This window comes from Phormidium sp. FACHB-1136 (assembly GCF_014697375.1).
In the GTDB taxonomy this organism is placed as follows: Bacteria; Cyanobacteriota; Cyanobacteriia; order Phormidesmidales; family Phormidesmidaceae; genus Nodosilinea.
Genome location: NZ_JACJRS010000125.1, coordinates 1 through 14,837 on the forward strand (window position 1 = coordinate 1; position 14,837 = coordinate 14,837).

10 protein-coding genes are annotated in these 14,837 nt (G+C 55.9%); 8 read left to right on the forward strand and 2 right to left on the reverse strand.

Annotated elements, in window-relative coordinates; translation table 11 throughout:
• Positions 1-77: 77 nt before the first annotated feature.
• Together H6G62_RS23560 and H6G62_RS23565 are read right to left on the reverse strand one after the other, a co-directional pair.
• Entirely contained in the window at positions 78-1,118 is a 1,041-nt protein-coding gene (locus tag H6G62_RS23560) for a gamma-glutamylcyclotransferase family protein (RefSeq protein ID WP_190499757.1), read from the reverse strand.
• 144 nt (positions 1,119-1,262) lie between these two features.
• A complete protein-coding gene (locus tag H6G62_RS23565; protein ID WP_190499759.1) occupies positions 1,263-3,908 on the reverse strand; it encodes a DUF3536 domain-containing protein in 2,646 nt (881 codons plus the stop codon).
• A 364-nt stretch (positions 3,909-4,272) separates the two neighbouring features.
• Between H6G62_RS23565 and H6G62_RS23570 the strand changes: the two genes are divergently transcribed.
• The 8 genes from H6G62_RS23570 to H6G62_RS23605 all read left to right on the forward strand — a co-directional run bounded on the left by H6G62_RS23570 (position 4,273) and on the right by H6G62_RS23605 (position 14,751).
• Positions 4,273-4,683 carry a hypothetical protein gene (locus H6G62_RS23570; RefSeq protein WP_190499761.1) on the forward strand — a complete coding sequence of 137 codons (411 nt, stop codon included), beginning with the start codon at positions 4,273-4,275 and terminating at the stop codon, positions 4,681-4,683.
• 99 nt (positions 4,684-4,782) lie between these two features.
• Positions 4,783-5,649 carry a phosphatidate cytidylyltransferase gene (locus H6G62_RS23575; RefSeq protein ID WP_190499763.1) on the forward strand — a complete coding sequence of 289 codons (867 nt, stop codon included), beginning with the start codon at positions 4,783-4,785 and terminating at the stop codon, positions 5,647-5,649.
• 216 nt (positions 5,650-5,865) lie between these two features.
• Positions 5,866-7,038 (forward strand): molybdopterin-synthase adenylyltransferase MoeB, encoded by a 1,173-nt coding sequence (moeB, locus tag H6G62_RS23580; protein WP_190499765.1) that lies wholly within the window; start codon positions 5,866-5,868, stop codon positions 7,036-7,038.
• A 615-nt stretch (positions 7,039-7,653) separates the two neighbouring features.
• The gene (recJ, locus tag H6G62_RS28695; RefSeq protein WP_347239416.1) at positions 7,654-11,037 is read left to right on the forward strand and encodes a single-stranded-DNA-specific exonuclease RecJ; all 3,384 of its coding nucleotides are present in this window, start codon (positions 7,654-7,656) and stop codon (positions 11,035-11,037) included.
• Positions 10,944-12,557 (forward strand): hypothetical protein, encoded by a 1,614-nt coding sequence (locus tag H6G62_RS23590; RefSeq protein ID WP_190499767.1) that lies wholly within the window; start codon positions 10,944-10,946, stop codon positions 12,555-12,557. Before recJ ends, H6G62_RS23590 begins: the two co-directional genes overlap by 94 nt.
• Positions 12,558-12,599: 42 nt before the next feature.
• Positions 12,600-12,896, forward strand: coding sequence for a hypothetical protein (locus tag H6G62_RS23595; protein WP_190499769.1), 297 nt, complete (start codon positions 12,600-12,602; stop codon positions 12,894-12,896).
• Positions 12,896-13,825 carry a formylglycine-generating enzyme family protein gene (locus H6G62_RS23600; RefSeq protein WP_347239417.1) on the forward strand — a complete coding sequence of 310 codons (930 nt, stop codon included), beginning with the start codon at positions 12,896-12,898 and terminating at the stop codon, positions 13,823-13,825. The genes H6G62_RS23595 and H6G62_RS23600 overlap by 1 nt, the downstream gene beginning before the upstream one ends.
• A gap of 461 nt (positions 13,826-14,286) precedes the next feature.
• On the forward strand, positions 14,287-14,751 hold the full coding sequence (locus H6G62_RS23605; protein ID WP_190499771.1) for a hypothetical protein: 465 nt from the start codon (positions 14,287-14,289) through the stop codon (positions 14,749-14,751).
• Positions 14,752-14,837: the final 86 nt, after the last annotated feature.

Sequence of the window (14,837 nt, forward strand, 5' to 3'; positions counted from 1 at the left end):
GAAAGGCTTTACATCAGCCAGTTTCGGACATGATGGGTCGATTGACTCAGCTCATGTCCGTTTTTCTTGGCGTCCCGCTACCGGATACAGAACTTCCCACTGTCCAGCAAGGGATAATATCCTCCTTTTTCAGTTTTGTCTAATTCTTCCTTGTCTTTTTTACTTATTGCGTATACAACTCCCCAAACATGACTATTTGATGAGCGGTATATGCCTGCTGCGTTACCGCCTAAATGTGGAGCATCAACGGCGAAGTCCAGTTCCCAGTCATATAAAATGCCAACACCGATTTTCTTGGCTGTAGGACACCTCTTACTCATTTGAGACGAAAGCATATTAGAACCATAAGCAAAATAGTAGATCCCTAGTCCTAGGTCACACATTTCGCTCGGTAATAGCCGTTGAAGATTACTTATCCTAGAAAGAAAACGTTGCTGTAAACTTTTAGCTAAATCAGATCTTCCATAAATAAATAAGGCTATAGAAGCATCAAGCTTCCTGGAGTCAAGGCCGTTTTCTTCGGTTTCAAACAAAAGTTGTACGATTGGGGATTTTCCTCTAGGATCAATGACTGCTGTATTAGCAAGTTCTGTACTGTCATAATCAGCGTAAACTTTCAGCTTGTCAGGATAATTCTGCATCAGTTCAGCAAACTCGTTAGCCCATTCCTCAGAAGGATGAGAAGACATCTGTATTCTCACAAAGCTAACTTGATTTTTTAATGCTCTTTCTGTCGCTCTAAGAGTACCCTTAATAAACTTTTCTTGATCATCTGACCATGTTAGGAATCCTGTGCCTGTTAAATAAATTTCAGATCTAGCTTCGCGATAAGATTTATATAATTCCTCGTGGAAAAGATGAAGATCATCAGCATTTAACAAATCAAATACTCTTATCTTTTCGCCATTCTGTCCTTTGGGTAAAATTTTATGGCCAATTAGTATTCCTGTGAAAAATAAACAAATACAAAAAAGCCAATATGCGATAGGGTCTTGAACCCACCTTAACATTTCAGTAGTTGTTAGCCTGAAGTCGAAAATATCACGCAATAAAGCAATAGCTCCTAAGATAACAGCTATTGCAGTGCCGCTTAAAATATAATTTTTCCTGTCCTGCATATTATTTAATTAGTGTGCGCCAAGTTTCTGGGCATATCGGTTGCTAGTTTCTTGTTCTGAATGTCCCATTTGGGATCCTGAATATAATTACTTTACCCAAGATCCCTGTTCATCACAGTTACAGCCCAAGAGTGAACAACTCCCTCAAACCTGCTCCAACGTCTTCAGCACAGCAGCCACATCTACCGAGAGATATTCCCCAAGGCGGAGGATTTCGCGGACTTGGGCGCGGCTGGATAACGAGAGGGGTTGACCGCTTTGGGCGGCGTTTTTAATTAGGGCAAACACCTGACGGTGGAGGTGTTGGTAGAAGAGTTCCTGGGGGCGTTCTAGGGAGAGGCCCAGGCCCAGGCGGTCGCCCAAATCAATCAGGCGGCCCAGCCATTCCACATCGGCGGCGAGGGATTCGGTGGGTTCTTGGCTGAGGATTTGCCAGACGGAGCGGCCAATCAGGCGTTCTAGCATGGGTTTGGCATCGGGCAACGAGAGGCTGGCATGGAAATAGCTGGCCTCGGTGGCGATGGCATCCAGTTCGTTGATGAAGTCTTCCCCTTGGCGGAGGGGGTTGGCGCTGGGGTCGCTGGTTTCCCGTTCTAGGGCGTGGAGTACCTCTAGGGTGCGCTGGCTGAGAGCGATATCTGCCGCCACTTGCAGTTCGCGGGGCACGGGTAGGCCATCGCGGTGGAAGGCGCGGAGGACACCGTAGTTGTCGCGGTAGACCTGGGAGTAGAGTTGGTCGAGGCGCAGCAGGGTGTCTTGGGAGAGCAGCTTCATCATCCGATGGCGTTCTTCGGCGAACAGGTCTTGCAGGCTGTAGGCTTGGGTGCCGAAGGTGCGGTTCATGGCCAGGATGGTTTGGGCGGCGCTGGCTTGGCTGAGGCAGTCGAACAGGTCATCCTTGGCCTGGGTGTAGTCGAGGCGGGAGTGGAAACTACGGATGCAGCAGTGGAAATCCCAGCCGCCCAGGTGGACGACGGCAAAGGCGAGGCTGAGGGATTCGCGGGTGATGGTGGAGGTGATGTCTACCAGGCCGACGGCGAGGGAGATGGGGCCGAGGCGCTGGCGGCGATAGTCGTGCTGTTCGACGGTGTAGCAGTAGACCGACTGCTGGCGGCGATAGTCGCTAAACAGCGACCCCATGGCGTAGTGGGCGGCCACCTGCTCTAGGCTGATGCGGGAGGGCTTGACCAGGGCGCGATAGACCCCGGCTCCGTCCTTGAACTCGTCTACATTGCTGGGGGCGAGGGCCAGCCGCATGACAAATTCCTGCTCTAGGGCGATCCCCGCCACTTCTCCGGCCAGTTCGATGGCGCGGGCGGCGTAGCGCAAAATTTGGGTGCCCTCAGGGCGAGAAATTTCCTCAAAGAACCAGCCGCAACTGGTGTACATCAGCAGGGTGTGGCGCTGCATTTCTAGCAGGCGCAGGGTTTCGACCCGCTCACTGGGGGAAAGCTCCCGCTTTTGGTGCTCGGCCAAAAAGGCGTTGAGGCTATCGTCGCTGCGATCGCCGATCACCTGAATGTAGGCATCCCGCGCCGCCCAGGGATCGTGCAGCAGGTCGGCCCCCCGTTGTTCAAATACCACGGCCAGCTTGTCGCGTAGCCAATCGAGGGTATCCCGCAGCGGTCGCCGCCATTGCTGGTGCCACACATCGCCGCCGCCACAGCCGCAGTCCTCCTGCCAGCGGTCTACCCCATGGGAGCAACTCCAGGCGGTGATGGGCTTCAGTTCCGCTTCCCAGGTGGGGGGATGGGTGGCCAGGTAGTGGGCGTAGTTGGTCACCGTCCAGCCCTGGCGGGGGAATTCCTCGGTGACGGCGTAGGCCAGGGCTTTTTCGGCACCGCCCTTGTGGTGGCCAAAGGTTTCGCCATCGGTGGCCACGGAAATGAGCTGGAAGGGACGGTGATCCCCGTGGATGGCCTGCCCAATCCGTCCAGCAAAGTGGGAGGACGCGGCGAGGACATCGTTAAAGCCCATGTCCCGCGAGATCGGGCCATCGTAGAAAAAGATATCGATATAGCGGCTGGGATCAGGGCTACCGTCCTCGTTTTTGAGGAAACAGCGGTAGGGACGGCTGGGATCAATCTGGCCGCCGCCCACCTCATGCCAGTCTTCTCGGTGGCCATGCTGGCTGACCAGGGGCCGACAGCGCTGCACCTGAGAAGGAGCCAGGATGGTGAACTTGATCCCCTCTTGGACGAGGACTTCCAACGTGGGGTAATCCACCGCCGTTTCCGCCAGCCAAATGCCCTCGGGATCGCGCCGGAACCGTCGCCGGAAGTCTGCGATCCCCCACTTCACCTGGGTGACTTTGTCCCGCTGGTTGGCCAGGGGCAAAATGATGTGGTTGTAAACCTGGGCAATGGCGTTGCCGTGGCCCTGCAAGCGGGCGCAACTATTGCGGTCGGCATCCAAAATGCGCTGGTAGGTTTCGATGTCGTGGCGCTCCATCCAGCTCAGCAGGGTGGCCCCCATGTTGAAGCTGATGTATTCAAAGGTGTTGACGATGCGAATCACCTCGCCCCGGTCGTTCAAAATCCGGGCGTAGGCGTTGGGCCGATAGCATTCGTGGTGGATGCGCTCGTTCCAGTTGTGGAAGGGGGCGGCGCTGGGCTGCTTCTCAATGGCATCCAGGTAGGGATTTTCGCGGGGGGGCTGGTAGAAATGCCCATGCACACAGACAAAAACTCCGGTGCTAACGGCGGGGATCAGCCCACTATTGGGAATTTCGGCCACAGAAGCCTCATAAACTGCCGCGTCAACCACGGAATGCCGAGAAGAATCAGCCATAGGAAGAAAGGGGATAAGTTGCAAAAAATGTTTTATAAAAACGCCTAAAACCTCGATGGGCAGGACGTTGGACTAAACTATCAAGCTATTCAAAAGCCAGATTTTCATCATTTGTTGACGATTTACTGACCCCAGGTTTGCTTTAGGAAGGGGTACTCATAATCTCCATTATGGTAGCGCCCTTTTTTCAATACCCGCTGCAATACTTAACCTGCCGTGATAATTTGTCACCGAAATCTGCTGAGCTTACGGACGTGATTGCGTGGATGAGCCAGCGGTAATTTCGTCCATTAGCGCCTAAACTTGGGCCATTGAGGGATAATCCCACCACCGCAAACGAGCACCGCAGCAAACGAGCACCGCCATGATGGATTTAGACATTACCAGCACCTATGTTGAAGAATTGATTGTCAGCCTTGGGGAGGACAGCGAGGAGGTGCTGAGCGGCTATACGATTACGGGCACCCTGGCCGATGGCCGTAGTCTGTGGCTGGCCGATGTGACTGCTGACACCCACCCCGCCATGGAGGATCTGGATGTTGAGGAAGACCTAGATAGCCCCACGGTGGAGGAGGCTAGGGTGATTGCTCACCTGCTGGCGGCGGCTCCGCAGATGCAGAGCATCATTCTGGCCCTAGCGACAGAAGCCATCCAAAACGACGGACGCATCGACATTGACCATGCCGTCTATGCCCTAGAGGTGCTGGCCTCCCTGACGGATGAAGAAGTGGACGACGACGATGAAGACGAGGACGAGGACGATGGGGATGCGTAACGATGGGGATGCGTAACGATGGGGGCAGATATAGATCCTAGCGAGTCTGACCCACGGGGTCACGCTACACTGTGGGTCAGTCCCGATACTCCCTCGTCTATGCCTTGGTCTCGCATCATCAGTGGGCTAGTTGCCATTGTCATCGCCCTAGCTATGATTCTTTTGGGTGGCTGGTACTTTACCCTGGGGTTCGGCGTCATTATTTGGCTGGGGCAACGGGAAATTTTTGATCTAGTGCGGGCCAAGGGCATTTTGCCTGCCACCAAGACCACCCTGGTGGTGAGTCTGCTGGTTTTGATCACGGCCCATTTTGCGCCCCACCTGGCCGATGCTCTGCTGCCCTTGGGGGGCACGTTTATCTGCTTTTACCTACTGTTTCAGCCCCAGGTCGCCACCATTGCCGATGTGGCCGCCTCCATTCTGGGCCTATTCTACGGCGGCTATCTACCCAGCTTTTGGGTGCGCCTGCGCGATCTGGGCGACAACGTGGGTACCCTACCCCTAGGCGGCTACTGGCCCGACCGCTGGCCCCTGCCCCTCGACCACATTCCCGCCGGACTCACTCTCACGCTGATTGCCTTTGGCTGCATTTGGGCCGCAGACATCGGAGCCTACACCGCCGGAAAGGTGATCGGCAAAACTCCCCTCTCCAACATTAGCCCCAAAAAAACTGTGGAAGGAGCCGCCTTTGGCATGGCAGGCAGTATGGCCGTGGGGCTGGCTGGCGGCTATTGGCTGAGTTGGCCGATGTGGCCCCTCTCCGGTGCGGCCCTGGGGCTGATGATTGGCATTTCCAGCCTACTGGGCGACCTCACTGAATCCCTAATGAAGCGCGACGCAGGGGTGAAGGATTCCGGCGACCTGATCCCCGGCCACGGCGGCATCCTTGACCGCACCGATAGCTACGTGTTCACCGGGGCGCTAGTGTTTTACTTCGTGACTCTCTTTCTGCCTCTACTGGATTAGTATCGCTAAGGCGAAAAGCCTAGGATCAGGTTAGGCTTGGGGAGCAGGGCCGGAACAACGACAAACGAAGGATAAACATCCTGGGTGCTTCCGCCAATCATTCCCCGGTCATGGCTTAATCTGAAGAGATATGCCAAGGCGGTAACACTCCGCACCGTTTTGGCTATGATAGATAGTCTTTGGCTGTCATCCCTTCCCTTTTCCGCCCTGGAAACCATGCTCAATCCCAACCTAGACGATATCCAACTCACCAAAGAGGAGTACGAGCGCTACTCCCGACACATCATTCTGCCGGAGGTGGGCCTAGAGGGGCAAAAGAAACTCAAGGCCGCTAGTGTGCTCTGTGTGGGCACGGGCGGGCTAGGGTCGCCCCTGCTGCTGTATTTGGCCGCCGCTGGCATTGGCCGCATCGGCATTGTGGATTTCGATGTGGTCGATCAGTCCAACCTGCATCGCCAAATCATCCACAGCGAATCCTGGGTGGGCAAACCCAAGATTGAATCGGCCAAAAACCGGATTCTGGAAATCAACCCCCACTGCCAAATCGACCTCTACGAAACCCGCCTCAGCGCCGAGAATGCCCTCGACATCTTTGCGCCCTACGATGTGGTGGTAGACGGCACCGACAACTTCCCAACCCGCTACCTGGTCAACGACGCCTGCGTGCTGCTGAATAAGCCCAACGTCTACGGCTCCATCTTCCGGTTTGAGGGGCAGGCCACGGTGTTCAACTACCAAGATGGCCCCAACTACCGCGACCTCTACCCCGAACCGCCCCCGCCGGGAATGGTTCCCTCCTGCGCTGAAGGGGGCGTGCTAGGGGTGCTTCCCGGCATCATCGGCACCATCCAGGCCAACGAAACCATCAAGGTGATCCTCGGCACGGGCAAAACCCTCAGCGGTCGCCTGTTGCTCTACAACGCCCTGGATATGACCTTCCGGGAACTGAAGCTGCGGCCCAACCCCGTGCGCCCGGTGATCGACAAGCTGATCGACTACGAAATGTTCTGCGGCATTCCCCAGGCCAAGGCCGAGGCGGAAAAAGAGCAGGCGGGCATCCCCGAAATGACCGTCACCGAACTGAAGCAGGTGCTCGACAGCGGAGCCGATAACATCCTGCTGCTAGACGTTCGCAACCCCAACGAGTACGAAATCGCTAATATTCCCGGTGCGGTGCTGGTGCCCCTGCCCGATATCGAAAGCGGCGAGGGTGTGGAACAGGTGAAGGAACTGCTCAACGGCCATCGGCTGATTGTCCACTGCAAAATGGGCGGACGTTCGGCCAAAGCCCTTGGCATCCTTAAGCAGCACGGCATCGAAGGCACTAACGTCAAGGGCGGCATCCTGGCCTGGAGCAAGGAAGTCGATTCCTCCGTGCCGGAATACTAAAACCGATCCGTGATGGGATAAGAGTACTCCATATTTGGAAACCCCCGATTCCCACCTCGACAAACCGTAGGGGCGAGGTCTCCTCGCCCGCTGATACCGGGGGCAAGCCTTGAACCCAAGGCTACCCGGTTATGTCGAGCATGTCTTTGGATCATGGGTGATGCAAATGGGAGGGACGTTACTCAGATCTATCGGTTTAGACCGGGCTAAAGTTCACTTGGGTCTAAACAATTTAACGTATCCCTTCTTGCGCTTCATCTTCTGGAAAACGCAAGAGCCAGTCATGGCATAAATCGCTCTAATTGCAAAAATATAACAACGCTATTCGATTTTATTATAATAACAAATAACACAGTGGTATGGAAGGGTTATTTCTGTCTCACTGTGTTATTTTTTGAGGCGGAAATTTCCTGAATTCTCGACTAATCGAGGTGCCCTATAATTTAATCGAGTGGGTTGGGCACTCTGCGAAGGCGTGCATTGCCAATCGTCTATTTGAGTCGCTTAAGATTTGGTTCATGGGCTTGTGATTCATCCAAGGGAATTCGGCCTACCATAAGGAAACTGACCATGTGGTTCATTTGTTCTTAGCTAACCCATTTATACGCTAGCCCTGTGACTGCATTTTCCCCGAACCCTTCGTCCACGCCGTATGATGCTGCCACAACCCGGCTACCTCGGCAGCGGTGGCGCATTCCCACGCCCAATACGGCCCTAGTAGAGGACTTGGTGACGGCGACGGGGTTATCGCCGTTAGTGGCTCAGGCGTTGGTGCAGCGGGGGATTGTGATCCCGGAGCAGGCGACGGATTTTTTGAATCCGGAGCGCTTGCAGTTGCCTTCACCGCTGCTGGAATTTGAGGATTTGGCGGTTAGTCTAGACCTGTTGACCGAGGCGATCCAATCGGGCCGACGGATGGCGATTTGTGGGGACTATGACGCCGACGGCATGACCAGCACGGCCCTGTTGCTGCGGGCCTTGCGGGCCTTGGGGGCCGAGGTAGACTACACCATCCCCAGCCGCATGAGCGAGGGCTATGGCATTAATCTGCGCATTGTGGAAGACTGCTACGCCGACGGGGTGAGTCTGATTTTGACGGTGGATAACGGCATTGCCGCCGTGGCCCCGATCCAGCGGGCGCGGGAGCTGGGCCTGACGGTGATCGTCACCGATCACCATGATTTGCCGCCCACCTTGCCCCCCGCCCACGCGATTTTGAACCCCAAGCTGTTGCCCGAAACCTCGCCCTATCGTGGCGTGGCGGGGGTGGGGGTGGCCTACATCTTGGCAGTGTGTTTGGCCCAGGCCCTCAACCAAACCCAAGACCTCACGGCTTCGCTGTTGGAGTTGTTCACCCTGGGCACCATTGCCGACCTGGCTCCGCTGACGGGGGTGAATCGGCGCTGGGTGCGGCGGGGGCTGGGGTTGTTGCCGCGCTCCCAAATTTTTGGCATTCAGGCGTTGATCCAAGTGGCGGGGCTGGCCGATCAAAGCAAAGCCCTGAAGCCAGAGCACATCGGCTTTCGGCTGGGGCCACGGATCAATGCGGTGGGTCGGCTTAGCGATCCGCAGATTGTGATCGACCTGCTGACCACCGACGATCTGGGGACGGCCCTAGAGCGGGCCATGCAGTGCGAGCAGATCAATGCCACTCGTCAGGAACTCTGTCAACAGATTGAACAGGAGGCGGTGGCCTGGTGTGAGCAGCAGCAGGCGGCGGGGAATCTTGCCCTGCTGCGGGATCGGGTGCTGGTGGTAGTGCGGCCCCAGTGGCACCATGGCGTGATTGGCATTGTGGCCTCACGGCTGGTGGAGCGCTACGGGGTGCCCGTGTTCATCGGCACCTATGAGGACGAGGACGGATCGGTGATTCGCGGCTCGGCACGGGGAATTCCCGAATTTGACGTGTTTGAAGCGTTGCAAAGCTGTCACGATTTAATGGAAAAGTTTGGTGGACATCGGGCGGCGGGGGGCTTTTCCTTTCGGGCGGAGAACCTGGCGGCGATCCAAACTCGCCTATCGCGCTATGCCTGCCAGGTGCTCAGCCCCGATTTGCTGAAGCCCTTGATTTCCGTGGATGCCCAGGCCGACCTCAGCGATATCACCTATAGCCTCTACGAACAGATCGATCACCTCCACCCCTGCGGCATCGGGAACCCAGAACCTGTATTTTGGACGCCCCAAGTGCAAGTGGCGGAGCAGCAGGTGGTGGGCCGCAACCGGGAACACCTGAAGCTTACCCTGCGCCAGGGCGGCACTACGATTAAGGCCATTGCTTGGCGTTGGGGGGAGTTTTTCCCGCTGCCCGATCAGGTCGATTTGGCCTATCGCCTCAAGCAGAACGAGTGGCAGGGCGTGACCACCGTGGAGCTAGAACTGGTGGGGGTGCGCCAAGGACACCCTGCCCAGCGGGGCGGCATTCAGGCCCCTGTGACCCAGCCCGTACCAAGGGAGTCCGTGCTCAGGGAGTCCGTGCTCAGGGAGTCCGTGCAAAAGGAACCTCCTGATCCTGCAATCACTGCGGCGACGCCAGCACCCACCCTCGCGCCCGTGGCCCCCGCACCGACTACCCCTCCACCCAGGGATGATTTGCCCCCAGCGGCCCCCGCCAACCCAAAACCTACCCCCGCTGCGGTGGCGGAGATGTCCCCCGTCGCGTTTCGTTACAACCAGCGGGACTACTGGATTCGCTTTGCCGAAGCGGATGCTCAAGGGTTGACGATTACCAATGCAGAGGGGCACGAACTGCGCCTTAACCTGACCACCCAGCAGGGGTCTCTCACCGTGCCGGGGCAGGAAACCCAGGGCATTAACACCACCGCACCGGGCTATGCCAACCTGATTCAGACTGGCCTTCAGGCCTTGGAACTGGGGCGACTGAAACAGGACGTTCAGGCTCAGTCGGTGGCCTTGGCGACCAAGGATCAGGTGATCCAAACCCAATCGGCCCAACTGGCCGAGCGAGACTGGCAAATTCAGGCCCAGGCGGCGCAAATTGCAGATTTAGAACGACAACTTCAGGCTCAGACAGCACAACTGACCGACCAAATCCAGCAAATCCAAACCCTGCAAGCCCAGGTAACCCTGCTGAAGGCGACCCCAGTCTCCCCACCATCCAGTGCGGCCAAGCCATCCTCCCCCACCCAAAAATCTTCCAAGGCATCTTCCAAGGCTACCCAAGGGGTTCCAATGCCCTCGCTGTTTGATTTGGATACCCTAGCTGCGCCCCCTGCCCAATCCGTCAACTCCGGCCCAGAGGCCACGGTCTTCTCCGCCTCGCCCATCGCCCAGTCGCCCACCCACCCACCCACCCCCGACGAGGCCCGCTGGCAACAGCAAGTTCGTACCGCCCTGGGGGATGGCGTCTGGTTTTGCCTGATGGAAGCCACCCAGCAGAATCTACTGTTGGCCTTTCAACGGCGGGAACAGTTGGCTCTACAACCGGAGACGGTGGATTATTCGGCGGCAGCGTTGCCCTTGATGATGGCCCTAGAGCGGGAAATTTGGACCCCGCTGGTGGCTGATTTGACTGACTATGGCCAGCACCGCCAGGATGGGGAACTGCTTCAATTGGCCCATGCCCTCGCGGATCATGCGAGTTTAGGGGTGCTGCCGGGGCTGGTGGCAGAATCGTGGAAAGTCCTTTCAGAAAAGAGCTTGGCATCCATGGACAAGCCCCGCAAACTCACCCAGACAACCCTCCAAGCCGAAGCTTGGGGCGAGTCCTGGCCCCTTGATGGCCATTCCCCTAACGACACCCACCGGGTCTTGCTCGATGAATTCCTCCAGGGCTGGAACCACCCCGTTTCTCGCTGGTTGACCACCCTGCCCGAAGACGCCGCCACCGCCCTGGCCCAAGTCTACCAACTCCACCAGATTGCCCTTAGCCCCGACCCCATGCGGCCTTGGCACTATTATTTATTGCAGCAGTGGGTTGTCGGCGAACGTCGGAAGATCGGCATTTTTCCACAAATTTTCCGACTGCCCCCAGTGGGTTAGAGGTCTGGCTGGAGGACAATAAAGCCTTAGCCACCGGGATCGTGACGGCGGCAGCGATAGCCTTGGCCTATGGGGTGGTGCTGGGGGTAAAGCCCCGGTGGTTGCTGTTTTTGCCAGGAAAGTTCAAAATTCCTAACACCAGTTGGGAGGTACCCCTGGGGCTGTTGCTTTGGTTGAAGTATCAGCCCAGGGTGTTGGATGCTTGGGTGGCGGGGCATCTGGTTGAAACCCGCCAGCGGTTTGCCAAGCTGCAAACGGTTCACGACCGCAGGATTCATATTCCCATTCAAATTAAGCTGGATGGCGACCTCATCGACCAGCTTACCCCCAGCCACCTGTCTCCTTTGTTTAGTCGATCTCCGGCCACGCTGTTGATGGTGGGGGAGGGGGGCGTGGGCAAAACCAGCTTTGCCTGCCAAATTGCCCGCTGGGGGCTGGGTATGGCCGATGCCGGAATGGCGACCCCCCCCGCCCTGGGCCAGCACAAGATGCTGCCCGTGCTGATTGAGCAAGAACTGAACGACACCCCCCTAAGCACGGCCATTCGCGAACAACTGCCCCGCAATGGCGACGGTACCTTTGTGGCCGATGAATTGCTGGATGTCCTGCTGCGACAGCGGCGGATTTTGGTGATTTTGGATCACGTCTCAGAAATGAGCGATGCTACCTATGGCCAAATGCAAAAAGCCCTAGAAACCACACCCATCAATGCCCTAATCATCACCTCTCGATTGGCGGAAAAGAACCTCGGACGCCCCCATTACCAGCGCCTAGAACCCCAAAAAATTGTGGTGGATCGGCTCTCTGGGTTTATTGCCCCGTACTTGGCTCAAAAGGGTAAAAAAGACCTGTTTGACAGCGATGACGAGTTTCTCCGCACCTGCCGACGGCTCTCCAACATGATGGCCGCTACTCTGCAAGATGCCACGGCCCTATTGGTGACGCTCTATATCGACCAAGTGATTTTTGTCAACCAGCATCAGGATATTCAACTGCCGGATAATATTCCCGATCTCATGCTGGAATACCTCTGCCGCCTCAACCGCGAAGAATCCATTGATCGATCCATGCGGCGAGACAATGACGACCTTAAGCAAGTCGCCAAACGGGTGGCCTGGGAATGCCTGAAAGACTTCTATCGCCCCACCGAAGCCCGTTATGCAGAGGTGCTCAAAGCCCTGACCCAGGGTGAAGATGCTGCCGCCAAAGCCTGTTTAGGCTACCTCAAAAAGCCCCTGGGGTTAATCCAAATTTCCGCCGCAGAAACCACGGTCAAAATTATCCTAGACCCCATTGCCGAATATCTAGCGGCCTTGCAAGTAGCGGAATACTGTCAACAAGAGGAGCCCGCAGAACGCTGGCAACAGTTTTTTGAAACCATCGATGCCGATCAAGACAACCTACCCACCATGCGCGGCTTTTTGTTGGCGGTGCGCAACTGCTGCGAAAAAGAACGCAAGCTACCCACCGGAGTGTTAGACAGCCTAAACGAACGGGCCGACTTTGACCCCGAAGCCTAAACCGCCGCTCTCCGTCGCCAACGCATTAACCGCTATATCGACATGCTGGATGATGTGGAAGCCTCCATCCTGATCCAAACCATCCAAAACCTGCGCCGGGAGGGCTATGCGGCGCAAAAGGCGGTTCCTGATATCCTCAAGCGCATTCAATCCGCCGACCAGCCCGTGGAGGTTCGCACCGAAGCCTTGCAGACCCTTTTGGCCATTCAACCGGATCAAGGAGTAACGCGGCACATCCTCCAAGAGGTGTTGGCCAACCGCAGCGACACCTCGGCCCCAGAGGTGTCGCTGCGGCCATCAAGGGCTTGCTTCAGCTTGGGGATGAACCCAATGGCCTAGTGCCCCTCTTGAAACGCTACTTTAACGACGAGGACGACATTGGCCTGGTGCGAGTGCAAGCCGGGGAAGGGCTGCGGCAGTTGGGGGTGCTGTCTCAGCTTTTGGTGGTGCAGGTGTTTGATGCACACACCCAGCACATTCAGCTTGTAAACCCGCCCAAAACCCACACCGTCAAGCTCTCTGACGACGTAGCCCTCACCCTAGTGCAAATTCCTGGGGGCACCTTTTTAATGGGGTCGCCCGATGGCGAAGGTTACGACGATGAACATCCCCAGCACGAAGTCACCCTTGAGTCCTTCTGGCTGGGGCAGTTCCCCATCACCCAGGCCCAATACGAAGCGGTGATGGGGGGCAACCCAGCCACCTTCCGCCTGGGCGGCAACCACCCAGTAGAAACGGTGTCTTGGCACGATGCCGTGGCCTTTTGCCAGCGTCTATCCGAGCAGACGGAGCTAGACTTTCGGTTGCCCAGCGAAGCCGAATGGGAGTATGCCTGCCGCGCTGGCACTACCACCCCCTTCCACACCGGGCCAACCCTCACCACCGACCTCGCCAACTACCGGGGCACCGACTGGGACTATGGCGGGCAACTTATCAGCGGATCCTATGGCCCTGGCCCCAAGGGGATTTTTCGCGAACAAACCACCCCCGTGGGCCTGTTTCCACCCAATTCCTTTGGCCTATACGATATGCACGGCAATGTGTGGGAATGGTGCGCCGATCACTGGCACGACAGCTACGAAGGTGCCCTAATAAATAATACTCCATGGCTATCTAGCGATGAAAGCAACAATCGGATGTTGCGGGGTGGTTCCTGGATCAACGACCCGAGGGGTTGCCGCTCTGCCTCTCGCAACTACGACGATCCGGACGCTCGCGACGACTCCTACGGTTTTCGAGTTGTTTGTTCTGCCGCCAGGACTCTTTAGCACTTTTCTCTTTAGTACTTTTGCACTATTCTCTTTCTTCTTTTCTCTCTCTTTGGCGCGTAGCGCCTAAAAAATGAATATTCCCCGTAGGGGCGAACCCACGTGTTCGCCCCACCCCGCCCCCGGTGTTGCCCCCACGATTGCAGGACAGACACGGGGGGCAGGGCAGACACAGAGGGCAGACACAGAGGTCTGCCCCTACGGGGATTACCATTTGGAGGGGATTTGGGGATGTAATTGGTCTTTTTGCCAGGATGACGGGTTGTTGTGGATGTAGGTTTGTATCCGTATCAGATCTGCCTCATTACGGATAATGTGGTCGTAATAATTGCGTTGCCAAACCCGTTTTTCAAACGGCATCCATCCATTTGTTTTTACCCCACGAATGTAATGGTTGGTTGTCATGGTCCCTCCCTTATTGCTGTGACTAATTACGAGAAAACGACTGGCGAGAGTGTAGCATGAGCAAGTACGACCATATTATCGAAAGAGTTTTTATCAAGAATTATGTTGATGGCAACATCAAGGTTCCTTTTGATCGTAATGAATTGGCACAAGCATGTGATGATCTGGGGATTTCACGCATTAAAAACCTTGGCGACATTCCATACTCATACAGATTTCGCAGAGAATTGCCTGAGTCAATCAAAATGACATGCGAGTCTGGCTATGAATGGATAATAGTAGGAACAGGAATTAGTACCTATGAGTTTAGGTTGGCATCACCTGGTAAAATAGTACCCACCACTAACCGACAGAAAATAAAAATTCCAGACGCCACACCTGAAATTGTTAGGAGGTATGCTCCAGGGACGGATGAACAAGCACTCCTTACAAAAGTCCGCTATAACCGACTTATTGATATTTTTACTGGATTAACTTGTTACTCTATTCAGAACCACCTTAGCTCGACTTTATCCATTTGATCCAAAAAGGAAAGCAGCAAGCAGAATTCAGATGAGGGTCTGAGGAACTTGCTGCGATGGAATTTATGTCGATGATGATAGCGTTT

Excerpts from the sequence above, each read along its gene's own strand:
- H6G62_RS23560 (WP_190499757.1), bottom strand. The coding sequence starts at position 1,118 with ATGCAGGACAGGAAAAATTATATTTTAAGCGGCACTGCAATAGCTGTT.
- H6G62_RS23595 (WP_190499769.1), top strand. The coding sequence starts at position 12,600 with ATGCTGGATGATGTGGAAGCCTCCATCCTGATCCAAACCATCCAAAAC.
- H6G62_RS23565 (WP_190499759.1), bottom strand. The coding sequence starts at position 3,908 with ATGGCTGATTCTTCTCGGCATTCCGTGGTTGACGCGGCAGTTTATGAG.
- H6G62_RS23570 (WP_190499761.1), top strand. The coding sequence starts at position 4,273 with ATGATGGATTTAGACATTACCAGCACCTATGTTGAAGAATTGATTGTC.
- moeB (WP_190499765.1), top strand. The coding sequence starts at position 5,866 with ATGCTCAATCCCAACCTAGACGATATCCAACTCACCAAAGAGGAGTAC.
- H6G62_RS23605 (WP_190499771.1), top strand. The coding sequence starts at position 14,287 with ATGAGCAAGTACGACCATATTATCGAAAGAGTTTTTATCAAGAATTAT.
- H6G62_RS23575 (WP_190499763.1), top strand. The coding sequence starts at position 4,783 with ATGCCTTGGTCTCGCATCATCAGTGGGCTAGTTGCCATTGTCATCGCC.